14 protein-coding genes and 2 pseudogenes are annotated in these 23620 nt (G+C 65.1%); 7 read left to right on the forward strand and 9 right to left on the reverse strand.

The window, feature by feature from the left end:
- Nucleotides 1-15: 15 nt before the first annotated feature.
- The 5 genes and pseudogenes from XAXN_RS13880 to aptA all read right to left on the reverse strand — a co-directional run bounded on the left by XAXN_RS13880 (nucleotide 16) and on the right by aptA (nucleotide 9107).
- On the reverse strand, nucleotides 16-1002 hold the full coding sequence (locus XAXN_RS13880; RefSeq protein WP_054319970.1) for an HD-GYP domain-containing protein: 987 nt from the start codon (nucleotides 1000-1002) through the stop codon (nucleotides 16-18).
- 33 nt (nucleotides 1003-1035) lie between these two features.
- Complete coding sequence (locus tag XAXN_RS13885; protein WP_054319971.1) at nucleotides 1036-5130, reverse strand: CHASE domain-containing hybrid sensor histidine kinase/response regulator; 4095 nt, start codon at nucleotides 5128-5130, stop codon at nucleotides 1036-1038.
- 137 nt (nucleotides 5131-5267) lie between these two features.
- Nucleotides 5268-6572, reverse strand: a complete 1305-nt coding sequence (locus XAXN_RS13890; RefSeq protein WP_054319972.1) for a DUF445 domain-containing protein — start codon at nucleotides 6570-6572, stop codon at nucleotides 5268-5270.
- Nucleotides 6573-6747: 175 nt separating this feature from the next.
- Nucleotides 6748-7602, reverse strand: coding sequence for a hypothetical protein (locus tag XAXN_RS13895; RefSeq protein WP_054319973.1), 855 nt, complete (start codon nucleotides 7600-7602; stop codon nucleotides 6748-6750).
- A 138-nt stretch (nucleotides 7603-7740) separates the two neighbouring features.
- Nucleotides 7741-9107 (reverse strand): annotated as a pseudogene (aptA, locus tag XAXN_RS13900) (omega-aminotransferase AptA).
- Nucleotides 9108-9623: 516 nt separating this feature from the next.
- On the opposite strand from aptA, the pseudogene XAXN_RS13905 reads away from it, so the two are divergent.
- The 5 genes and pseudogenes from XAXN_RS13905 to XAXN_RS13925 all read left to right on the forward strand — a co-directional run bounded on the left by XAXN_RS13905 (nucleotide 9624) and on the right by XAXN_RS13925 (nucleotide 16398).
- Nucleotides 9624-11280 (forward strand): annotated as a pseudogene (locus XAXN_RS13905) (OFA family MFS transporter).
- A gap of 1 nt (nucleotide 11281) precedes the next feature.
- Nucleotides 11282-12127: a formate dehydrogenase accessory sulfurtransferase FdhD gene (gene fdhD / locus XAXN_RS13910; protein WP_054319974.1), complete on the forward strand. Its 846-nt coding sequence runs from the start codon at nucleotides 11282-11284 to the stop codon at nucleotides 12125-12127.
- Nucleotides 12124-14472, forward strand: coding sequence for an FdhF/YdeP family oxidoreductase (locus XAXN_RS13915; RefSeq protein WP_054319975.1), 2349 nt, complete (start codon nucleotides 12124-12126; stop codon nucleotides 14470-14472). Before fdhD ends, XAXN_RS13915 begins: the two co-directional genes overlap by 4 nt.
- Complete coding sequence (locus XAXN_RS13920; RefSeq protein ID WP_054319976.1) at nucleotides 14462-14740, forward strand: hypothetical protein; 279 nt, start codon at nucleotides 14462-14464, stop codon at nucleotides 14738-14740. The genes XAXN_RS13915 and XAXN_RS13920 overlap by 11 nt, the downstream gene beginning before the upstream one ends.
- Before the next feature lie 377 nt (nucleotides 14741-15117).
- Nucleotides 15118-16398 carry an MFS transporter gene (locus XAXN_RS13925; RefSeq protein WP_054319977.1) on the forward strand — a complete coding sequence of 427 codons (1281 nt, stop codon included), beginning with the start codon at nucleotides 15118-15120 and terminating at the stop codon, nucleotides 16396-16398.
- 119 nt (nucleotides 16399-16517) lie between these two features.
- Here the strand turns inward: XAXN_RS13925 and XAXN_RS13930 are convergent, their stop codons facing one another.
- The 4 genes from XAXN_RS13930 to XAXN_RS13945 form a co-directional block, all read right to left on the reverse strand.
- Nucleotides 16518-16979 carry a bacteriohemerythrin gene (locus XAXN_RS13930; protein WP_054319978.1) on the reverse strand — a complete coding sequence of 154 codons (462 nt, stop codon included), beginning with the start codon at nucleotides 16977-16979 and terminating at the stop codon, nucleotides 16518-16520.
- Between the two features lie 129 nt (nucleotides 16980-17108).
- On the reverse strand, nucleotides 17109-18407 hold the full coding sequence (locus XAXN_RS13935; RefSeq protein WP_054319979.1) for a diguanylate cyclase: 1299 nt from the start codon (nucleotides 18405-18407) through the stop codon (nucleotides 17109-17111).
- 84 nt (nucleotides 18408-18491) lie between these two features.
- A complete protein-coding gene (locus XAXN_RS13940; RefSeq protein WP_174515480.1) occupies nucleotides 18492-19811 on the reverse strand; it encodes an NAD(P)/FAD-dependent oxidoreductase in 1320 nt (439 codons plus the stop codon).
- Entirely contained in the window at nucleotides 19808-21187 is a 1380-nt protein-coding gene (locus XAXN_RS13945) for a glutamine synthetase family protein (protein ID WP_054319981.1), read from the reverse strand. Before XAXN_RS13945 ends, XAXN_RS13940 begins: the two co-directional genes overlap by 4 nt.
- A 143-nt stretch (nucleotides 21188-21330) precedes the next feature.
- Here XAXN_RS13945 and XAXN_RS13950 point away from each other — a divergent pair, with 143 nt between their 5' ends.
- Both XAXN_RS13950 and XAXN_RS13955 read left to right on the forward strand, forming a co-directional pair.
- Nucleotides 21331-22086, forward strand: a complete 756-nt coding sequence (locus tag XAXN_RS13950) for a gamma-glutamyl-gamma-aminobutyrate hydrolase family protein (protein WP_054319982.1) — start codon at nucleotides 21331-21333, stop codon at nucleotides 22084-22086.
- A 6-nt stretch (nucleotides 22087-22092) separates the two neighbouring features.
- Nucleotides 22093-23478, forward strand: a complete 1386-nt coding sequence (locus XAXN_RS13955) for a glutamine synthetase family protein (RefSeq protein ID WP_054319983.1) — start codon at nucleotides 22093-22095, stop codon at nucleotides 23476-23478.
- Nucleotides 23479-23620 lie beyond the last annotated feature (142 nt).

A 23620-nucleotide genomic window follows, 5' to 3' on the forward strand; every position in this document is an offset into this window, starting at 1 on the left:
TTGATCAGCGTTGCCCTAAGTCGCAGGGCTGTCCCAAGCGTCCTTGATCTGCAGAATCTGCGGCAACGCCGCGTGGAAATGCTGCACCAGGCGCGGTTCCAGTTGCTTGCCTGCCATGCTGTCGAGCTTGCGCATTGCATCTTCCACCGTCCACGGCGCTTTATAGGCGCGTCGACCGCAGAGCGCGTCGAACACATCGGCCGCCGCCACGATGCGTGCCGATTCGGGAATCGCATCGCCTGACAACCCCTGGGGATACCCGCTGCCGTCCCAGCATTCGTGATGATGCAGCGCGATTTCCGCTGCCAACCGAAACACCGGACCGCGTCCGTGGCGCAACAGATCATGGCCGGCCTGCGGGTGCTGGCGCACCACCGAGCGTTCGTGTTCGTCCAGCGAATCGGGCTTTAGAAGGATGCTGCCGGGCACCGCGATCTTGCCGGCGTCGTGCAACGGGGCGGCGTCCTGCAGGGTCTGCGCCTGCTGCGGCGACCAGCCCACCGCTTCGGCCAGGACGCGCGCGTACACCGCCATGCGCCAGATGTGCGCGCCGGTGTCGGCGTCCTGGCCCTGGCCAGCGGTGCCGAGCAGATGGATCGCGTCGCGGTATTGCTGGGCAAGACGTGCGTTTTCGGCTAGCTTCAACTGGGTGCTGATGCGCGCCTTGAGCAGCGCAGGCGAGTAGGGCTTGCTGACGTAATCGGCCGCGCCCGCTTCCAGCCCGAGGCGTTCGTCGTGTTCGCTGTTGCGCGAGGTCACGAACAGGATGGGGATGGCGTTGCTGGAAGGCTGCTGCTTGAGCGCGCGCGCTACCGCATAGCCGTCCATGTCGGGCAATTCGACATCCAGCAGGATCAGCTTTGGTTCGTGGCGGCTGACCGCATCCAGGGCTTCGCTGCCGGACTTGGCGAATACCAGTGCGAAGTCATCGCGTAGCAGCTGGCGCAAGGTGGCCAGGTTGCTGGACTCGTCGTCGACACACAGCAGGGGGCGGGACGGCATGGTCGATCCTTGCCAAACGCTCGGAGAGCGTGATTAGTGCGGGTGGGTGGTTTGCCACTCGCGCAACGTGGTCTCGGCGCGGCGGAAATCGAAATCTTCGACCGCGCGTTGCAGGGCTTCCTGCAGTGCGCGCGGCAAGCGCGGCGCACAGATCAATAGCGCATGGTCGATCTGGTCGGCATCGTCGCTGGCAAAGGCCGATGTCAGGATCTGTACGCTGTCTGCATCCAACGCAGCGCCATCCTCGTCGGCGGCAACGTCGCTGTCGCCATGCTGCAGAAATGCCCGGATTGCGTCGGCGGTACGCTGCATGATGTCTTTCAACGCAATCAGCGATGCGGTGATGTCGTGTCCTTCCTCGATACGCGTCTCCAGGTCGCCAGCTGCACCGGCCAGCGCCGGCAGCGCGAGCGAGCCGGCCGCGCCACGCAGCTTGTGCGCCATCGCGCCGATGGCCGGCAGCTCATTGCGTCGCAGATGCTCGGCGGCTACCTCGGCCGGGTCCGGGTTGTCGCGCAGCAACTTGATCAGATAGCGCGCATAGGGTTCGCGCTCGCGCCACAGGCTGCGTGCACGTGCGGCGTCCAGCAGTTCCGGGTTGCTGTAGTCCCATTCGGGACCGGTGTGCGCCTGCGCCTCGTGCGGAAGCGACGGAATGCGCCGTGTGCCCGGCTGCAAGAAATGACGAATGGCAGTGACCAGTTCTTCGACGTTGAATGGCTTGGCGATAAAGCCGTTCATGCCGGCTTCCAGCGCTTTTTCCTGCTGCGGGCGGAAGGCGCCGGCGGTCAGCGCAATCACCGGCAGGCTGGCCAGAGCCGGGATCTGGCGCAAACGGCGCGTGGCCTCGTAACCGTCCACCACCGGCATCTGCACATCCATCAGCACCAGGTGGAACAGGTTGGGCGCGCGTTTGAGCGTGCTCACCGCCTGTTCGCCGTCGTGGGCGACGGTGACCATGGCGCCTTCGCCTTCGAGAATGCGCTGGGCGACTTCGCAATTGATGTCGCTGTCGTCGACCAGCAGCAGGTGCGCGCCTTCCAGACGTCGCGCAACGAATGTCGGCGTGGCAGGGCGGGCGCCCGGGCGTTGCTCGAGCAGTTGTTCGACCAGCCGGTGCAGGGCCGCGCCGGTCACCGGCTTGGTCATCACCGCGTCCAGATCCTGCTGTTCGGGATGCTGCTCCAGCAGGCGGCGTTCGTAGGCGGTAACCATCACGATAACCGGATGCGGGCCGGGCGTGGCGCGTACACGAATCTTACGTGCGATGGCCACCCCGTCGATATCGGGCATGCGCCAGTCGAGCAGGAAAATATCGTAGGGCTCTGCGGCGCCTTCGATGGCCTGCAGCGCAGCCTGTCCGTTGGCCACCGCATCCACGCGCCAGCCAAGTTCGGTGGCGATGCGCACCAGGTTGTTGAGCGCTGCATCGTGGTCGTCGGCGATCAGCACGCGTGGCATTGCTTCCGGCGGCAAGGCCGGCAATTCGCGCTGTGCCTGTGGTGGCGCGGATTTTTCCAGGGTCACCACAAAATAGAATTCGCTGCCGCGGCCCGGCACGCTTTCCACTTCCAGTTCGCCGCCCATCAATTCGACCAGGCGCCGGCTGATGGTCAGGCCCAGGCCGCTGCCGCCGTAACGCCGACTGGTGGACGTGTCGGCCTGCAGGAACGGCGAGAAGATCACGCTCTGCTTTTCCTTGGAAATACCGATGCCCGTGTCGCGGACCGAAAACAGCAGCTTGAACTTGTTGGGGTCGCCGCTGGGGAAGCGGCGCACCGACAGCACCACTTCGCCCTGTTCGGTGAACTTGATCGCATTGCCGACCAGGTTGACCAACACCTGATTGATGCGCAGCGCATCGCCCAGCAGCCAACGGCTGTCGCGCGGCAGGGGTTCGACGATCATTTCCACCGGTTTGGCGCTGAGCGAGGAGCGCATCAGGTCGGCGATGTTGTCGAACAGCTGGTTCAGATCGAACGGCGCGCATTCCAGATCGATACGCCCGGCCTCGATCTTGGAGAAGTCCAGGATGTCGTTGATGATTTCCAGCAGCGTGCGTGCGGAGCGATCGATCTTGGCGACCATTTCTTGCGCAGCGCCGGGTAGCTCGCTGCGCTGAAGCAGGTACAGCATGCCCAGCATGGCATTCATGGGCGTGCGGATTTCGTGGCTCATGTTGGCCAGGAAATCGGACTTGGACTGGTTGGCGCTCTTGGCCGCATCCATCGCCAGACGCAGCTGTTTTTCGTGCAGCTTTTGCTCGGTGAGATCCACCGCCACGCCCAGATTGCCGATCACCTGGTCGTGGTCGTCGCGCAGGGTGCTCAAGGTCAGCAGCACCGGCAGGCGGTGCCCGTCATGGCTGACGTAGGTCCACTCGCTGGTGTCGCTGCGACCAAGGCTGGTGAGCGCGGCGATCGCTTCCAGCGTGTGCGCCACCGGCGTACCGGTCTGTTCGGCCAGCATGTGCGCGCGCTCCTGCAGTTCCTCGGGCTCGACGAACTGGCTGGCCTTGCGTCGCCCGATCACTTCTGCCGCGCTGTAGCCCAAAAGTTTTTCGGCGGCCGGATTGAACAGCGTCACGAAGCCGCTGGAATCGGTGGCGATGATGGCGTAGCCGGCGTGCGCCAGGATCGCGCGTTGCAGCACCGAGAACTTCACCAGCTCGCTGGTGCGTTCGGCGACCTGGTGTTCGAGCGAGCCGTTGAGTTCGATGATGCGTTGATGCGAGCGCACACGGTCGGAGATATCGCGGAAGAAATGCGAATGGCCGCTGGGCGTGCCTTCGCTTTCGATGATCGGCGCCTTGCTGGCCAGCACATGCACCAGATGCCCGTCGCGATGGCGCATGGTCTGCGCCGCCGATGCGTTGCCTGCCAGTGCAGCATCGGCATGATCGACTTCCGGCATCACATACGGCTGCGGCGACAGCAGCGTGGTCAGGTCCTGGCCGATCGCCTCGTCGGCCGTGTAGCCAAACATCGCCTCGTCGGCCGGGTTCCAGTGCGTGATACGTCCATCCGGGGTTTCGGCAACGATGGCTTCGCTGGAATGGCTGACCAGCGCGGCCAGCTCCATCTGTTTGCGCAGCACTTCCTCGCGGCGCAGTCCATTGCTGAAATACAGCACCAGCAGGGCGGCACACAGGACCGCGGCGGCCATCACCAGCCCGCCGATCAACCAGGGTGAGCTCTGGTTGAGCGATGCGACGAAGCCGGCGGTGGGGTGGGCGGTAATGACCCAGGTGCGGCCGTAGATCGGCAACAGCCGCACCACCGGCGGACGCAGCGCGCTGTCGCTGGCTGGCGTGCCGCTGCGATAGAAATTGTGGGTGGGCTCGTTGCGGTCGGACAGGTCCAGCGCCACGTCGTCGCGCTCAACCAATGCGCTTTGCACCATCTGCTCGACGCTGAGAGGCGCATACACCCAGCCGCTGGTGGCGAGCATGCGCTGCTGCGGGGTTTGCAACGGCATGCCTTCTCGATAGACCGCCAACAGCACCAGAAAGCCGCTTTCGCTGGGAACGCGGTAACCGGACAGCGAGATCGGCGAGGTCATGACCGGCTCGCCGCTGCGCGCGGCCTGCAAGGCGGTAGCACGCCGGCGCGGCTCGGAGGCAATATCGATGCCGAGCGGGCGGTTGCCCGAGGATTCCGGCTCGAAATACAGCACCATGTAACGCTCGCCATCCCATGGCGCCAACGGCCGGCGATGGATGTCCGGCGCACCGTCGGCACGCGCGGCCTGCAGAAATGCGGCCTCGTCGGCCTGGGCAACACGGTGGATATAGCCGTAACCCAGCACCCCGGGAAACTCGTGTGGATAGTCCCGCGAGCGGCTGTACAAGGTGAAACGTTCTCGACTGATGATGCCGCTGCCTGCGCTGATCACCGCACCGCGTGCGCCGCGCAAGCCATGCTCGAAGGTGGACATGCGCTCGGTGATGTTGCGCGCCAGCGTACGCACCACATAGTCGAATCGTTGCTGGCGCTCGAGCTCGTTCTGCCGTTGCAGCCACACGCCGGTGACGATGGCGGCGAACAGGCCGGCACTCAGAATCAGCAGTGCACCGAAGAATGCGCGACGCCCGTATGTCCTGCGCAAATCCCAGCGGCCCTTCGGCATGTTCGGTCCTTTGCCTTGCCTGTTACGTGCCCAGAGTGCTGGCCGACCTGCGTCGACCTCGTGGTGCCGCCCGACCTGCGACGGCTATGTGCAGTCCCCTAAGCCTGCACGTCGGATAGGCGATCGACGTTCCCGCATCAAAACGACAGCCAGATCGACAACGCGTGAAGAATCAGTCCGATCAGTCCACCGACCAATGTTCCGTTGAACCGAATGTATTGCAGATCGCGTCCCACCCCCAATTCCAATTGTTCGACGAGGTGACGTTCGTCCCAACTTTTCATCGTCGATGCGATATGGTCGGTCACCGATGTGCGCATGCGCGCGGTGAGTTTGTCCGCGGCCTGCAACATATGTTGATTGAGCGCTTCGCGCAGCGAGGGATCCTGCGACAAGGCCCGACCCAGCGATTGCATGGAACGCTCCACGTGCGCGGCCATCGACGATTGCTCGCGCGCCAGGTCATTGCGCAGTGCGTCGCGAATTTCGCCCCACAACCCTTGCACATAGTCTTGCAGTGCCGGGTGTTCGATGGCGCGTTGCTTGAGTTCTTCCACGCGCACGGCCATTTCCGGCTCGTCGCGCAAGCGCGTGATGTAGCGCTGCAGCCACACTTCGTAGTCGAGCCTGATTGGGTGCTCGGACGTTTTGAGGATGTCCTGCAGTTCTTCGATCGCCGCACACGCCATGCGGTCGGCCAGGCTGTCGCCGATCTCTTCGATCGGCTTGACCCAATTCACGGTGCCGACCAGCTTGGGCCACTCGCGGCGCGCGTAACGCACGATCAATGCAGAGGCGCGCGTCTTGACCTGCTCCTGGTCCAGCCATTCGCCCAGCCGCAGCAGCACTTCATCCAGTAGCTTTTGATGGCGGCCGTCGGTGGTGAGCAGGGCCATGACATCGCCGATGGTGGCGGCGGCGTTCCATTTGCGCAGGCGGTCGACCACGAAGCCTTGAATCGCGCGGCGGACGGCTGCCTCGTCGAGCAGTTCCAGCGCCTGCAGCATCCAGCCGCGTGTCATCTGCGCCAGCATGCGTGCCTGCTCAGGCTTGGCCAGCCAGTCGCCCAGCCGGCTGGCGGGATCGAACACCCGCAGTTTTTCCATCAACGCATCCGGGGCGAGGAACTGGTCGCGCACGAACACTGCCAGCCCGTCGGCCAGCCGTTCCTTGCCTCGCGGCAGGATGGCCGTGTGCGGGATCGGCAGGCCCATTGGACGGCGGAAGAGCGCCACCACTGCGAACCAGTCGGCCAATGCGCCCACGGTGGCCGCTTCGCAGAAGGCCGACACCCAGGCCCAGATGCCGTGTTCGCCCATCAGGTGGCTGACGACGAAGCCGGCGAACATCGCCAGCAACAAGGCCACCGCCAACAGCTTCATGCGCTGCAACTGGGCACGACGAGGATCGATCGGACGGGGAGTGCTGAGACTGGGTTCCATCGGTGAAGTGTACCCAGTCGTTTGACCGGGGCATGTCCACGGCAGGTGGCGCCATCGCGCGCGCAGGTTGGTGGCCGCGTCTTGCGCGCCTCGTACGTCAGCTGCGCTTGGGTCGGGGCGACCCAGCGGCCGTTGCTGTCTACGACGTGTTTGCTGTCGACTGTCGGGTGCGCCCTCAGCCGCGCAGGCGTTCCAGCTGCGCCTGCAGTGCGGTCACCTTTGATTGCAGGGCGGCGTTTTCGTTTTCCAGTTCGGTAACACGGCGCTGCAGGGCCTTGATGTCGCGGCGTTCGGCTTCGCCACCTTCGGCTTCGTCGGCCTTGGGTTTGCGCTTGGCATCGCGTACGCGCTTGGCGGCCTGTTTGAGCTCGGCCTTGCCGGCCTGCGCGGCGGCGCGTTGTTCGTCCTCCGACAGCGTGGCCACCGCAGCGGCGGCGCTGATCGAAATTTCGCCTGCCTTGACTGCCTGTACCACTTCCGGCGCGGCCTGCTTATGGATGCGTTCGATCATCACCACCTGGTTGCTGCTCAGGCGTGCTTCGCGGGCCAGCTCGGCACGGCTGACCGGGGTAGAGGTTTCGTCCCACGGCGGGCTGTCGGTGTCGTCAGCGCTGTGTGCGCTGCTCTGGTCCAGGCCAGTGTCGGGTTGGTCGCCAGCCACGGCCGGCGCTTCGGCAGCGGCGTCGGCGTCGCGCTGGCTGCGTTGGCGCGCGGCCAGGATATCGCGCTTGCGCAACGCCAGTACGCCACGCTGGAAATCGGACACGCTGCGCCGGCCCAGGTGCTGCTCGATCATCCACAGGTGCACGTCCTGCATGGACTGGAAGCGCGGGTTCTGCACCGTCCAAAACGGCAGGCCGTGCTTCTGGCAGATACCGTAGCGGTTGTGGCCATCCACCAGCACATCGCCCCACAGCACCAAGGCATCGCGGCAGCCTTCGGCCAGCAGGCTGCGTTCTAGCGCCTCGTGCTCGTCGGGCGTCAGCGGGTCGATGTAGGCCTTGAGTTCTTCTTTGACAACGATGTTCATACGGCAACTGCTGGGAGACGGGGCGGGCATTGTAGTGAGCCTGCCCCGGCTTTGCGCGCTTGACGGGTGCCTGCGTGCGTGACACGCGGGCGCCCGTCGCCAGCGAAGGTTGCGGTCGTTGCCTGTGGCCAGCCGCGCTTAGTCAACCTGGCGAAGAATCCTGCCCAGCGTCTCCACCATTTGCCCGATCTGCCCTGGGGTGACGATCAGCGGCGGTGACAGTGCGATGACATCGCCGGTGACGCGCACCAGCAGACCGCCCTCGTGGAAACAGCGCTCGAAGACGTCGTAACCGCGCGCGCCCGGGGCGCCGTCGCGTGGCGCCAGCTCGATCGCGCCGATCAGGCCGATGTTGCGGATGTCGATCACATGCGGCAGGCCGCGCAGGCCGTGCAGTGCCTCTTCCCACTGCGGGCCAAGCGTGATCGCGCGCGTGAACAGCTCTTCCTCGGCATAGGTGTCCAGCGTGGCGATTGCCGCTGCGCAGGCCAGTGGGTGGCCGGAATAGGTGTAGCCGTGAAAGAGCTCGATCGCATTCTGCGGCCCATGCATGAAGGCGTCGTGGATCGCGTCGGCCACCAGCACCGCGCCCATCGGCACGGTGCCGCTGGTCAGGCCCTTGGCGGTGGTGATGATGTCCGGGGTGACGCCGAAGCGTTGCGCAGCGAATGCGTTGCCCACGCGGCCGAAACCGGTGATCACCTCATCGAACACCAGCACGATGCCGTGGCGGTCACAAATGGCGCGCAACCGCTGCAAATAGCGCTCCGGCGGCAGGATGACGCCGGCCGAACCGGACACCGGTTCGACGAACACCGCAGCGATGGTGGACGCATCGTGCAAGGTGATCAGCCGTTCCAGATCGTCGGCCAGTTCTGCGCCGAGTGCGGGCAGCCCACGCGAAATAGGCGTTGCGCTGCAGATCCAGCGTGTGCCGCAGATGATCTGTGCCGGCCAGCAGCGGGCCGAACCACTTGCGGTTGTTGGGCAGCCCGCCGATCGACATGCCGCCGAAGCCGACCCCGTGGTACGCCTTCTCGCGGCCGATAAAACGAGTGCGCTGGCCTTCGCCGCGCAGCCGGTGGTAGGCCAGCACGATCTTCATCGCGCTATCCACCGCCTCCGAACCGGAGTTGGTGAAGAACACATGGCCCAAGCCCGGCGGGGCGATCGCGGCCAGCCGCTGCGCCAGCACGAAGGGCAGCGGCTGGCCCATCTGGAAAGTCGGCGCGAAATCCAGCGTACACGCCTGTTCGCGGATGGCTGCCACGATGCGCTCGCGGCTGTGTCCTGCATTGCAGCACCACAGGCCTGCCCGTGCCGTCCAGAATCTGGCGGCCGTCGACATCCCGGTAATACATACCCTGCGCCGAGGCTAGCAGGCGAGGCCGTGCCTTGAACTGGCGATTGGCGGTGAACGGCATCCAGAAGGCATCCAGCTGCGTCGGTGCCTGCAGCGCATCGGCGTCGTCGCGGGGAAGGTGGTCGGGCATGGCAGGCTCCATCGCGCGGGATCGGCCGACTGTACGCAGCTGGCGCCTCGGCCGTCACCTGCGATGCCGGCACACGCACGGGAACGGCAGGCGCATCGTGCTTACCGCGGTCGAACGATGCAGGGACCGGATGATGCCAGCACCCACCGCAGCGCTGCGCGTGCAGCCGGTGCGGGGGAACCGTTTCGCGACGCGGTTGGCGAAGTGCAGACGGACTAGTCAATTAGTCGCAGCTGCGGTCGCTAGCATCAAGGAACGCTTACGCGGCATGGGTGGTGGCGGCGCTTTGCAATGCTGCAAGGCGCTGGTGAGCATTGCAAACAGGCAGGGATCGCCGATGATGCGCCAGACGACCGCCAGTTGGGCCTGGTCGGTGTCGCTGACCATATCGCAACGCGTTGTTTGATTGCAGCTATCAACCGTATTCGGAACGGCCGACAGGACGTCGCCATCGCCCTCCACGCGTTGGTGGTAGTCCCGTCAGCCGTGCTTTCGCAGTTCATCGTTGGTTGTTCGGGGGAAATGAGAATGACGCAAGGATCCACCGTGGCGACAGCCAGCGGCGCAGAGGCCGGTTTACTGTCCAAGGAGCGCATCATTGCGCGGCCGGGGTTCAATCGTTGGTTGGTACCGCCGGCAGCATTGGCGATCCACCTGTGCATCGGCATGGCCTACGGCTTCAGCGTGTTCTGGCTGCCGTTGTCCAAGGCGCTGGGCATCACCGAGTCGATCGCGTGCCCGGCCGAGATGGGCTTGTTCGCGCGCATGGTGGCCACTACCTGCGACTGGAAGATCAGCGAACTGCAGTGGATGTACACACTGTTCTTCGTGTTGCTGGGCTGCTCGGCAGCGATCTGGGGCGGCTGGCTGGAACGTGCCGGCCCGCGCAAGGCCGGCGTGGTCTCGGCGCTGTGCTGGTGCGGCGGCCTGGTGATCTCGGCGGCCGGCATCCACTTCCATCAGATCTGGATGCTGTGGCTGGGCTCGGGCGTGATCGGCGGTATCGGCCTGGGTCTGGGCTACATCTCGCCGGTGTCGACCTTGATCAAGTGGTTCCCGGACCGGCGCGGCATGGCGATCATGGGCTTTGGCGGCGGCGCGATGATCGGCAGCCCGTTGGCCGATGCACTGATGCGCCATTTCGCCACGCCGACCTCGGTAGGCGTAATGGAAACCTTCCTGGTGATGGCGGCGCTGTACTTCGTCTTCATGATGGCAGGCGCGTTCGGTTACCGCGTCCCGCCGAGCGGCTGGACCCCGGCCGGCTGGACCGCACCGGTGGCCAGCGGCAACGCCATGATCACCGTCAACCATGTGCACGTGAAAAAGGTCTGGGGCATTCCCCAGTTCTGGTTGCTGTGGGGCGTGCTGTGCCTGAACGTCTCCGCCGGCATCGGTGTGATCGGCATGTCCTCGCCAATGTTGCAGGAAGTGTTCGGCGGCCGTCTGATCGGCGTTGATGTGGGCTTCGCCAGCCTGGATCCGACTCAGCTGGCCAGCATCGCGGCCATCGCGGCCGGCTTCACCGGTCTGCTCAGCCTGTTCAACATCGGCGGCCGCTTCTTCTGGGCCAGCATGTCCGACAAGCTCGGCCGCAAGAACACCTACACGTTGTTCTTCGTGCTGGGCATCTGCCTGTATGCAGCGGCGCCGTCGGCTGGCGGTATCGGTGGCATCGCACTGTTCGCGGGCATCTTCTGCATCATCCTGTCGATGTACGGCGGTGGCTTCGCCACCATTCCGGCATATCTGGCCGACCTGTTCGGTACCCAGATGGTGGGCGCCATCCACGGCCGGCTGCTGACTGCCTGGGCGACCGCCGGCATCCTGGGTCCGGTACATGCGCGAGTACCAGCTGGCGCACGGCAGCCCGCCGTCACAGGTCTACAACACCACCATGTACATCCTTGCCGGCATGCTCGTGCTCAGCCTGATCTGCAATCTGTTGGTGCGCCCGGTGGCCGCGCGTCACTTCATGACGCCTGACGAGCTGGCACGCGAAAAGCAGCTGGCGCACGAGAAGGTCGACCGCACCGGGCACGGCGTGATTCCGCCGGAGCAGTTGGCGCGTATCGGTCATGGCGGTAACCCTTCACTGGTCGCGTTCGCTTGGCTGGCGGTGGGTATCCCGATGCTGTTCGGTATCTGGGTCACGCTGCAAAAAGCCTTCGTGCTGTTTCACTGAGATGAGCAGTCCGTCTTCCCGCTCCGTGCGTCCCGGCAGTGTGGTGCGCACGGTCCGTCGCCATCGTGGCGGCCGCAGCGCCACGGTGCAGGACATGGTGGCGGCCGAAATGCCGGTCGCCTTCATCTACAACGGCGTGCCATTCGCGGTGATGATGGCCACGCCGGAGGACCTGGAAGATTTCGCACTTGGGTTCTCGTTGAGCGAAGGCATCGTCGATCACGCGCAGGACTTGCGTGTGATCGCGGTGGAGACGTTTCTGGAAGGCGCGTCGTTGCAGATCGAAATTCCGCCAGAGCGGGCAGCCGCGTTGGATCAGCGGCGGCGCAATCTGGACGGACGCAGCGGTTGCGGGGTGTGCGGCAACGAGTCCATTGAAGGGGTGCTGCGTGTGCCGCCGGTCCTGCAATCGTCCCTGCAGATCGACGGAGATGCCCTGGCGCATGCATTGGATGCGCTGCACGCACGGCAGCCCATCGCTGCGCAGACCGGCGCCGTGCATGCGGCCGGTTGGGCCGATGCGCAGGGCAATGTGCAGCTGGTCCGCGAAGACGTGGGCCGGCATAACGCGCTGGATAAATTGATCGGTGCATTGGCGCGCGCGCGCATCGATGCATCGCACGGGTTCGCGGTGGTCACCAGCCGCGCCAGTTACGAAATGGCCATGAAAGCCGCGCAGGCCCGAATTCCGCTGCTCGCAGCGATTTCGGCCCCTACCGCGCTGGCGATCAGCCTTGCCGAGAGTGCGGGACTGACCCTGATCGGGTTTGCCCGCGATCACGATTGTGTCGTTTACAGCCATCCGCAGCGCCTGGATCTGGGCGTTGCCGTGGGAGAACCCGCATGAGCAAGAAAACCATCAAGCAGTACGACAATCCCGCGGGCGGCTGGGGCGCATTGCGCTCGGTGGCCAAGCACCTGATGGAACAGGACATCGCCGTGCAGGGCGCCAAGACGCTGCTGCACGCCAACCAGCCGGACGGCTTCGACTGCCCCGGTTGTGCCTGGCCCGATCGCGACCACACGTCCACGTTCGAATTCTGCGAAAACGGCGCCAAGGCCGTGGCGGCCGAGTCCACCGCACGTCGTGCCGGGCCGGAGCTGTTCGCTTCGCACACCGTCAGCCTGCTGTCGCAATACAGCGATTACTGGCTGGAAGGGCAGGGTCGTTTGACCCACCCGATGCGCTACGACACGGCAACCGACCACTACGTGCCGGTGAGCTGGGACGATGCCTTTGCGCAGATCGCGCGGCATCTCAATGGCCTGGCAACGCCGGATGAGGCGATCTTCTACACCTCCGGGCGCACCAGCAACGAGGCAGCGTTCTTGTATCAGTTGTTCGTGCGCGAATTCGGCACCAACAATTTCCCCGATTGCTCCAACATGTGCCACGAGCCCTCCGGCACCGCGCTGCGGTCGCAGATCGGCGTGGGCAAGGGCACGGTGTCGCTGCACGATTTCGAACTGGCCGATGCCATCTTCATCTTCGGGCAGAACCCGGGCACCAATCATCCGCGCATGCTTGGCGAGTTGCGCCAGGCCTCCAAGCGCGGTGCGGCGATTGCGGCGTTCAACCCGCTGCGCGAGCGCGGGCTGGAGAAGTTCGCCGACCCGCAGGACAAGCTGGAGATGTTGCACAACGGCTCCACGCGCATCGCTTCGGATTATTTCCAGCTCAAGATCGGCGGCGACCTGGCTGCGGTGAAGGGCATCATCAAGCATGTGCTCGAACGCGATGCGCAGGCGCAGCGCGACGGCACGCCGCGCTTGCTGGACCTGGAGTTCATTCAGGCGCATACCGCGAACTTCGAGGCATTCGCTGCCGATGTGCGTGCGGAAAGCTGGGACACCATCGTCGAAGAATCCGGACTGGACGAAACCGCGCTGCGCAAGGCCGGCGAGATTTATCTCAATGCCGAGCGCGTGATTGCCTGCTGGGGCATGGGCATCACCCAGCACAAGCACTCGGTGGCGACCATCCACATGATCACCAACCTGCTGCTGCTGCGCGGCAACCTGGGCCGGCCTGGCGCCGGTGTATGCCCGGTGCGCGGGCACAGCAACGTGCAGGGCGACCGCACGATGATGATCTATGAAAAGCCGCCGGCCGCGTTTCTGGACAAGCTGCAATCGGTGTTCGGCTTCGCGCCGCCACGCGCAGACGGGTTCGATACCGTGGGTGCGATCGAGGCGATGCTGGATGGGCGCGGCAAGGTGTTCTTCGCGATGGGCGGCAATTTTGCCGCCGCCACGCCGGATACCGATGCCACGCACCGCGCGTTGCGTAACTGCGAACTGACCGTGCATGTCACCACCAAGCTCAATCGCAGCCACCTGGTGCATGGGCGCGATGCGTTGATTCTGCCGTGCCTGGGGCGCACCGAGATCGACATCCAGGATGCCGGCTCGCAAGGCGTGACGGTGGAAGATTCGATGAGCATGGTACACCTGTCGGCCGGCATCAATCCGCCGGCCTCGCCGGACCTGCTGTCGGAACCGGCGATCGTGGCGCGCATGGCCGAAGCCACGCTGGGCGCACGCAGCACGATTCGCTGGCGCTGGCTGGTGGGCGATTACGACCGTGTGCGCGATCTCATCGCACAGGTGTTTCCGGACTTTGCCGGGTTCAACGAGCGCGTGCGTACGCCGGGTGGATTCCGTTTGTCCAACACCGCGCGCGATCGCCAGTGGCTGACGCCGGAACAACGCGCGGTGTTCAAGCCGCATGCGGTGCCCACCGACAACCCCATCCATCGCGCGCGTCGTAGCCACGCCGAGCAGATGGTATTTACGCTGGCCACCACGCGTTCGCACGATCAATACAACACCACCATCTACGGGTTGGACGACCGCTATCGCGGCGTGTTCGGCGAGCGCCGTGTGCTGTTCATCAATGGGGCCGATATCGCCGCATTGAACATGAAGGCGGGTGATTGGGTGGACCTGGAAAGCCTGTGCGAGGACGGCGTGCGCCGCGAGGCGCGGCGTTTCCTGTTGGTGGACTACAACATCCCGCGTGGCTGCCTGGCCGCGTACTACCCGGAAACCAATGCGCTGGTGCCATTGTCCAGTTTCGCCGACGAGGCGCGTACGCCGACCTCCAAGTCGATTCCGGTGATCGTGCTGCCGCACCGCGCCGAAACCGCCGACGCGGCACCGCGCGATATCGGAGCGGTGCTTGTCCGCTGATCCGCAGCTCACCGCGCAACTGCTGCATGTGCTTGCCGACGCGCCCGATGGCGTGTCGCTGGCGCGGCTATGCAAGCACCTCGGCGTGCGCATGAGCGTGCTGTTGCGCACGCTCGCCTGGTTGGGGACGGCAAACCTGGACGGTCAAGCGGGTCCGGATTGGGTGCGCGTGGAAGAGCGCGGCGAGCGGCAATTTGCGGTGCTGACGCCGGTCGGTTTGGCGGAGCAGACGCAGCGATCAGCAGCGCAGGCGCCACAGAGCGGTTGAGCGAGTTCCTGCTGCTTTTGAAAGCTGTGCAGAACGACCAACTTAACTGGTCCTTGCCCCACCGTCGCGGGACCCTTGGCGGCAGGGATGCCGCCACGGAGCCTGCAAGGACGTACTTGCGGCGTGTCCTGCGATGGTGGGCGGGCGAGGGCCCTGCAGCAAACGCGACGACCTCACACCTTGCAGGCTGAGCAGTTGACGATCTCCGGCGACGCGTTGCCGGACACTTCTGCAAACACGTCTGGTTCAAGAGGAGTAGGACGCGATCCACGGCGCCGTCGGTCACGCCTGTAACTTTTTGCCGCCCGGTTTGCCTGCGCAAAGCAGTGCCGCGATCTGCCAGAATCGGCCGTCTTGCTCCTGGATGCCGATCAACGATGACTGCCGCCACGCCGCTTGCCGCACACATCAATTCACCAGCGCGCGTGCTGTTGGCCAGCCTGATCGGCACCACCATCGAGTTCTTCGATTTCTATATCTACGCTACCGCCGCAGTGCTGGTGTTTCCCACGCTGTTCTTTCCTGCCGGCGATGGCAGTGTGGCGATGCTGCAGTCGTTGGCGACCTTTGCGGTCGCGTTTGTCGCGCGGCCGGTGGGTTCGGCGGTGTTCGGTCACTTCGGCGACCGGGTAGGGCGCAAGGCCACGCTGGTGGCGGCGCTGCTGACGATGGGGCTGTCCACCGTGGCCATCGGCCTGCTGCCCAGTTACGCGCAGATCGGCGTGTTTGCGCCTGCGTTGCTGGCGCTGTGCCGCTTCGGCCAGGGGCTGGGTTTGGGCGGCGAATGGGGCGGGGCGGTGCTGCTGGCCACCGAGAACGCGCCGCCCGGCAAGCGCGTGTGGTACGGCATGTTTCCGCAACTGGGCGGGCCGCTGGGGTTCCTGTTGTCCACCGGCACCTTTCTGGGCATGGGCGCAGTGCTGGACGATGCGCAATTCATGCAGTGGGGCTGGCGCGTGCCGTTCTTGGCCAGTGCGTTGCTGGTCCTGACGGGGCTGTGGGTACGCCTGAGTATCACCGAGACGCCGGATTTCCAGAAGACGCTGGACCGCAAGACGCGTGTCAGGCTGCCGCTGGGCACCGTGGTTTCGCAGCATTGGCCGGCACTGATCGTCGGCACGCTTGGCGCGTTCGCCACCTTCGTGCTGTTTTATCTGATGACCGTGTTCGCGCTTGGCTACGGCACCAAGACGCTGGGCTACGACAAGGAACAATTTCTGTTGTTGCAGATGGCCGGCATCGTGTTTTTCGCGCTCGGCATTCCGCTGTCGGCCAAGTTTGGCGACCGGCACGGCGCGCCGCTGGCGATGATGCTGGCCAGCATCGTCATCGTGGCATTCGGCCTGGCGTTTGCGCCGCTGTTTCAGGCCAGCCACCCGTTGCAGGTGCTGGCGTTCCTGTCGCTGGGATTTTTCTTCATGGGCCTGACCTATGGTCCCTGCGGCACGCTGCTGGCCGAGCTGTATCCCACCGAGGTGCGCTACACCGGCGCATCGCTGTCGTTCAATCTGGCCAGCATCCTGGGCGCGGCACCGGCGCCCTACGTGGCCACGCAACTGGCGGCCAGTTACGGCGTGCGATCGGTGGGGTATTACCTGGGCGGGGCGGCCGTGCTGAGCCTGGTGGCGCTGGTAGTGGCGCGGCGGTGGCGTCGCTGAGCGGAGATCGCGACGGGTGATGGAGTATCCGGATCGTGCAGCAACGCGGCGGCGCCCGATGATGCGATAGCGTGCGCGCATCAAAGCGCTGCTGCAGCGCCGCGGCGTTGATCCGGCTTCTAGCCGAACATCCGCTTGAGCGTGCGGCCCAGCCAACCACCGTGCTGGTGGGTCCGCGAAAACCGGTTCAGGTGAGCGATCACCTGCGGTGCATAGGCCTGATCGTCGCCGCGAATATGGTTGAACAGCCAGCGTGAGCGCATGTTGCGCAGCGCGTCGCTGACGTCTTCGCCGGCCTGGAAGCGCAGGCGGTATTCGCCCACACGCTTGCCGAACACCGCATGCACGCGCTGGTGCGCCTGGCTGAAGGGATAGCCGGCTTCCTGCATCAGTTCTTCCTCGAAGGCGAAGTGCGAGAGCGTGTAATCGATCAGTTCGTCGATCACCTCCGCCACTGCCAGTCGCTGCAGACTGGTCTGCGCAACATGCAGCTGATTGATCATGTCCACAATGCGCCGGTGTTGATGATCGATGACCTCGATCCCGGTGTTGAGGTCGTCCTGCCAGACCAGCAGTGCCATCGAAGTACCTTGCCCAATGCGATGGGCATACGGTAAGCCGCACGCACCGGCAGCGCGTTGATCTGGATCAAGGCATGGCGGCAGGCGCGTCGTCCGCACGGGCCGCCTGGACCTGCAGACGACGCAGGATCAGCTTGCCAGGCGCACCTGGTTACGGCCGCCGGCCTTGGCCAGATACAGGTGCTTGTCCGCTTCGTTGAGCAGGTAATGCAGCGACTGGTCGCTTTCGCTGGCAGTGCATACGCCGATGCTCACCGTCATGCTCAATGTCTCGTCTCCCACGCGCACGCGCAGGGCGCTGATGCGTTCGCGCAGGGTTTCGAAATAGCTGGTGGCGTTGGCGGCATCCAGCCCGGGCACCAGCAGGCAGAATTCTTCGCCGCCGAAACGTGCGACCAGATCTTGCGGCCGCGCATGCCCGGACACTGACGCGGCCACCGCACGCAACGCCTGGTCGCCGGCTTCGTGGCCCCAGGTGTCGTTGATGTGCTTGAAATGGTCGATATCCACCATCGCGGCGGTGACCGTCTGGTCCTGCGACAGCAGCTTGGGAATGACCCGCTGGCTCTGTTCCAGAAAATAGCGCCGGTTGGGCAGGCCGGTGAGGAAGTCGCGGGTGGCAAGATCCTGCAGCGTGCCGATCAGTTCCAACTGGTCTATGTTCTGCGACACGCGGCAGAAGAATTCTTCGCGCGAAAAGGGCTTGCGCAGGAAGTCGTTGGCGCCGTTCTTCAGGAAACGCGGGATCAGCGACGAATCGCTGTTGCCGGAAATGCCGATCACCGCCACCCTGTCGCGCGAGCGGATCGCGCGCAGCCGGCGGGTGAATTCCACGCCATCCATTCCAGGCATTTCCTGGTCGACGATGGTCAGGTGAATGCCGGGGTCGCGTTCGATCGCTTCCAGGCCGGCAGCGCCGTCGGCCGCCAGCACCACGCGGTAGCCGTACATCGACAGCAATGCGCCGGCATAGGTGCGTGCCGACAGCGAGTCGTCCACCACCAGGGCGGCGATGCGGCGATTGCGCTCCAGGCGCTGCACCAGCCATGCCAGGTATTCGATGCTGCCCGGTGCATTTTTCAGCACGTAATCGATGATCTGCTGTTGCAGCACGCGCTGGCGCAGGTCTTCGTCGTAGACGCCGCTGACCACCACGGTGGGCAGTTTGCGCGAGAGAAAGAATTCCACGACCTTGTCGCGGTCGCCGTCCACCAGCACCAGGCCGGTGAGGACCAGGAACCAGCCGTCCTCTTCATCGAGCACGCGCGCGGCTTCGGCCAGGGTCGAGACGACCGTGACCGAGAGTTCCACGCGTTGCTCGATGGCTTCGCGCAGCATGTTGGTGAACGTGCGCGAGTTCTCCACCAACAGCACGCGCTGCGGCAGGACTGCACTTTCACTATTGCGATATAGGGTACTTGGAGACATCAGCTGGCCGTCTGGATCGAACCGTCAGGTCAACTAACGGCCCTGCTCGCCAAAACTTGAGCACCATGTTCCAGAGCGGGGCGCTCACCACAGCGCATCGCGCAGCCGATACCAGCTCATCGCTGCCACCAGCAGCGGGGTCCGTAGCCGCTGCCCGCCGGGGAACGGGCGATGCGGGATGCGTTCGAACACGTCCAGGCGCCGGCTCTGGCCGGCGATGGCCTCGGCGATGACCTGGCCGGCCAGGCCGGTGGCCGCCACGCCATGTCCGGAAAAGCCCTGTGCGAAGTACAGGTTGGGCGCCAGCCTGCCCCAGTGCGGCGCACGGTTGCGCGAGATGTCCACGTAGCCGCCCCATAGCGTTTCCAGCGGCACATCGTGCAGCTGCGGGAATACCGTGTGCATGCGTCGGGTCATCAGGCGCTGCAGGCCCGCAGGCGGACGCGAGGAATAACTGGCGCGTCCGCCGAACAGCAGCCGGTGATCGGCACTGAGCCGATAGTAATCCAGCGCCCAATTGGTATCGGCGACCGCCATGTCGTTGGCGATCAGGGCGCGTGCGCGGGCCTGGCCCAACGGCGGCGTGGCGCCGACATAGGTGCCGACCGGCATGATGCGCTGCTCCAGCTGCGGGGCGATGCCATGCAGCAGGGCGTTGCCGGCGATCACGCCGAACGCGGCGGTCACGTTGCCGTGGGCGGTGTGCATCACCACGCGTGCACCGGGCTGCTGCCGGGTCACGGCCGAGTCTTCGTAGATACGCACGCCGGCGCCCAGCGCGGCCCGTGCCAGGCCCAGTGCATAGGCCAGCGGATGCAGATGGCCGCTGGCAGGGTCGAACATGGCGCCCAGGTACAGCGGGCTGTCCAGCACCTGGCGGGTCCGTGCGCGGTCCCACCATTGCAGCGGGTAGTCGTAGCGTTCGGCCATGCGCACGATGCCGTGTTGCAGCGCCTGCACCTGACGCGGCTTCAGCGGCACATGCGCGTGGCCGTCGCGCCAGTCGCAGGCGATGGCATGGCGCGCGATGCGCTCCCGCAGCAGGCGCATGCCGTCACGCGATAAATCGAACAACAGGCGAGCATCGTCGTTGCCGACCAGCGCTTCCAGCGTTTCCTGCTCGCAGCCGTAGCCAACGATGGCCTGCCCGCCATTGCGCCCGGACGCGCCCCAGCCCACACGCCGGGCTTCCAGCACGATGACCGCGTAACCGGCCTCGGCCAGCGCCAGCGCAGCGGTGAGGCCGGTATAGCCACCGCCGAGGATGCAGACGTCGGCGTGCTCGGCGCCTTGCAGGCATGGTTGTGGGGGCAGGGCTGGCGTGCTGCGCGCGTACCAGCTGTCCGGATACCCGTTGCCCGCTGAATCGCGGTGCGGCAGTGGCGTGTGCGGGTAAGCCATCACACGGTGCGCAGGTACCGCGCGTAATCCAGGTCGGGGACCTGCGCCTGGTAGTCGAGCAGCTCGCGTTGTTTCTGCTGGCCGAATACGTGCTGGAACTGCGTGCCGAACTGCTCGGCGATGAAGTCGCTGCAGAGGAACGCGTCCACCGCGCCTTGCCAGCTGCGCGGGGTGAACACCGACCGCGCGTACGCATTGCCGGTGACGGGCGCGCTGGGTTCGGCCGGCTGCCGCAGGCCGTCCAGCATCGCGGCCAGCACGGCGGCAGCGGCCAGATACGGGTTGGCATCGGCGCCGGCAATGCGGTGTTCGATGCGGGTGTTATGCGCATCGCTGTGCGGGATGCGCAGCGCTACGGTGCGGTTATTGAAGCCCCAGCTCGCATCCAGCGGCACGAACGCATTGCTGACGAAGCGGCGATAGCTGTTGGCATGCGGGGCGAACATCAAGAGCGAGGCATCCGCATGCCGCTGTAGCCCGGCGATGCCGTGGCGTAGCGGCTGCGCGGGCGCATCGGCCGCACTGGCCAGCACGTTGTGCCCGGCGGCATCGAGCAGGCTGACATGCAGATGCAGGCCGCTGCCGGCCTGGCCGGGGAACGGCTTGGCCATGAAGCTGGCCAGCTTGCCTTGGTGCTGCGCAATGGCTTTGATGGTGCGCTTGAGCAAGACCGCCTCGTCGCAGGCGGCCACCGCGTCGGCACGGTGTTGCAGATTGATTTCGAACTGGCCGGGTGCGTACTCGGCCACCGCGGTGTCGGCAGGAATGCCTTGCTGTCTGCAAGCGGCGGTGACCGCATCGGTGAAGCCACGCTGGTCGTCCAGATCCTGCAGCGAATACACCTGTGTGCTGTCGCTGCGCGCGCCGGTGATCGGGTCGCGCGGGGTCTGCGGGCGCCCCTGTGCATCGGCGACCGCATCGAACAGATAGAACTCCAGCTCCACTGCGATGACCGGGGTCAGGCCGAATGCGCCAAACCCCTGCAACACGCGCTGCAACACCGCGCGCGGGGCGACCTCGAACAGCCCGCCTTCGGGTGTATGCATCGCCAGCAAGAGCTGCGCCATCGGCCGTGGCGCCCAGGGCACCGGGCGTAGCGAGCCTTCGATCGGCCGGCAGATGCGGTCGGCGTCGCCGATCGCGTAGCCAAGCCCGGTTTCTTCCACGGTGTTGCCGGTGATGTCGGTGGCGATCAGCGACATCGGCAGGCACACGCCGTCGCGATACACCTTGCGCAGCGCATCGGCGGTCACGCGCTTGCCGCGCAGCACACCGTTGGTGTCGGGCAATAACAGATCGACGGACTCGCACCCGGCGATGCGAGAGAGGGTGTCTGCATCGGCAGCGGGCAGGGAGGTGATGGAGTTCTCGGAAGCCATGGGCAACACCTGCGAAGTCGCCGCGCAGCGTAGCAAAGCGCGCGTGAGCAATCGCAGGCGCAGCGGCGCGCTTGGCAATGCCGGCGATGGCGCGGTAACGTCGAGCGTATCGACGTATCACCCAACGCATCGGAGTTTCGCGCATGGCTGTCGTTCCGCTGGTCGGTCTGCCCACCGATCGCATCCTGCAAGGGCCTCATCCGTTCCTGGCCGCCGGCGAGAAGTACATCTGCGCGGTGGTCGAGGCCGCAGGTGCCATGCCGGTGCTGTTGCCCAGCCTGCAGCCGGCATTGGATGCAGGCACGTGGCTGAAGCGGCTGGATGGGCTGTTATTGACCGGAGCGGTCAGTAACGTGGAGCCGCATCACTACAGCGACGAGCCCAGTTGGGAAGGCAATCCGCACGACCCGGCGCGCGATGCCACCAGCCTCGGGCTGATTCCGCGGGCACTTGCGCGTGGGCTGCCGGTGCTGGCGATCTGCCGCGGGCTGCAGGAGGTCAACGTGGCGTTGGGCGGGCGCCTGCATCAGCGCGTGCACGACGTGCCCGGCCTGGCCGACCACCGGGAAGACCGCAGCACACCGATAGACACGCAGTACGGCCCGGCGCATGTGGTGCACCTGCATCCGGGCGGCTGGCTGGCGGACATGAGCGATGGCGCCCAGGTGTGGGTCAATTCCCTGCACGGGCAGGGAATTGCCACGCTGGCCAAGGGCTTGCTGGTCGAAGCCACCGCGCCGGATGGTCTGATCGAAGCGTTCCGCGGCCCCGGCCCGGGGTTCCTGCTGGCGGTGCAGTGGCATCCGGAATGGCGTGTCACACAGCATCCGTTCTACCGTGCCATCTTTCAGGCCTTCGGCGAGGCCTGTCGCCAATACGCCGCGCGACGCGGCAAGTGAGGTTGCATGTCCATCCGCACCCGTTCGCGCAACACCACGCCCAAGCAGCCGGAGAGCGCACTGCGTCGCTGGCTGAAAGAGCGCAGCATCACCGAAGTGGAATGCCTGGTGCCGGACATCACCGGCAACGCGCGCGGCAAGATCATTCCGGCCGACAAGTTCTCGCATGACTACGGGACGCGCCTGCCGGAGGGCATCTTCGCCACCACGGTGACCGGCGATTTCCCCGACGACTATGACGCGCTGACCTCGCCATCGGATTCGGACATGCATCTGCGCCCGGATGCCAGCACCGTGCGCATGGTGCCGTGGGCCGCCGACCCCACTGCGCAGGTCATCCACGATTGCTATACCAGGAATGGCCAGCCGCACGAACTTGCCCCGCGCAATGTGCTGCGCCGCGTGCTCGATGCCTACGCCCAGGCCAAGCTGCAACCGGTGGTGGCGCCGGAGCTGGAATTCTTCCTGGTGCAAAAGAACACCGACCCCGACTTTCCACTGTTGCCGCCGGCGGGGCGCTCGGGGCGCCCGGAAACGGCGCGGCAGTCGTACTCGATCGACGCGGTCAACGAGTTCGACCCCATCCTTGACCTGATGTACGACTACTGCGATGCGATGGAGCTGGACGTGGACACGCTGATCCACGAATCCGGCGCCGCGCAGTTGGAAGTCAACTTCACCCATGCCGACCCGATGTCGCGCGCGGACCAGGTGTTCCTGTTCAAGCGCACCATGCGTGAAGCCGCGCTGCGGCACGGTGTGTATGCCACGTTCCTGGCCAAACCCATGGAAACCGAGCCAGGCAGTGCGATGCATATCCACCAGAGCCTGCTGCATGTCGGCACCGGCAAGAACGTGTTCAGCGGCAAGCGCGAAGGCGGCTTCAGCGATACCTTTGCGCATTATCTTGGCGGCCTGCAGAAGTACATTCCGATGGCGATGGGCTTGCTGGCGCCCAACGTCAATTCATACCGGCGGTTGATGTTCGGCGAGGTGTCGCCGAGCAACGTGCTGTGGGGCTTCGACAACCGCACCTGCGGGCTGCGCGTGCCTATCGATGCGCCGCAGAACATGCGGGTGGAAAGCCGCTTCGCCGGTTCCGATGCCAACCCGTATCTGGCGATGGCGGCGACGCTGGCGTGCGGATTGCTGGGCATTCGCGAAAAGCTCGAACCGACTGCGCCAATCAGCAGCAACGGCAAGGAGCAAGGCTACGATTTGCCGCGCTCGCTGGGCGAAGCGCTGGATGAGCTGGAAGGCTGCGAGGCATTGCAGGAGATATTGGGGCGGCGTTTCGTGCGTGCATACATCTCGGTGAAGCGGAAAGAATATGAGACGTTCTTTCGGGTGATCAGCTCTTGGGAGCGGGAGTTTCTGTTGTTGAATGTGTGAAGCGTTCAATCCGCCAGATGTGCTGTAGCTGGATGATGGAATTAAGTTGGCGTTTCATTTCTTGCAGAAACGCCTGCGTTTCCGCAGGCGTTAGCTAACATACGGAATTTTAGTTTTAATCTAAGGAAGCTCTGAACAAAGA

It is taken from the genome of Xanthomonas axonopodis, assembly GCF_001304695.1.
GTDB classification, from domain to species: Bacteria; Pseudomonadota; Gammaproteobacteria; order Xanthomonadales; family Xanthomonadaceae; genus Xanthomonas; species Xanthomonas axonopodis.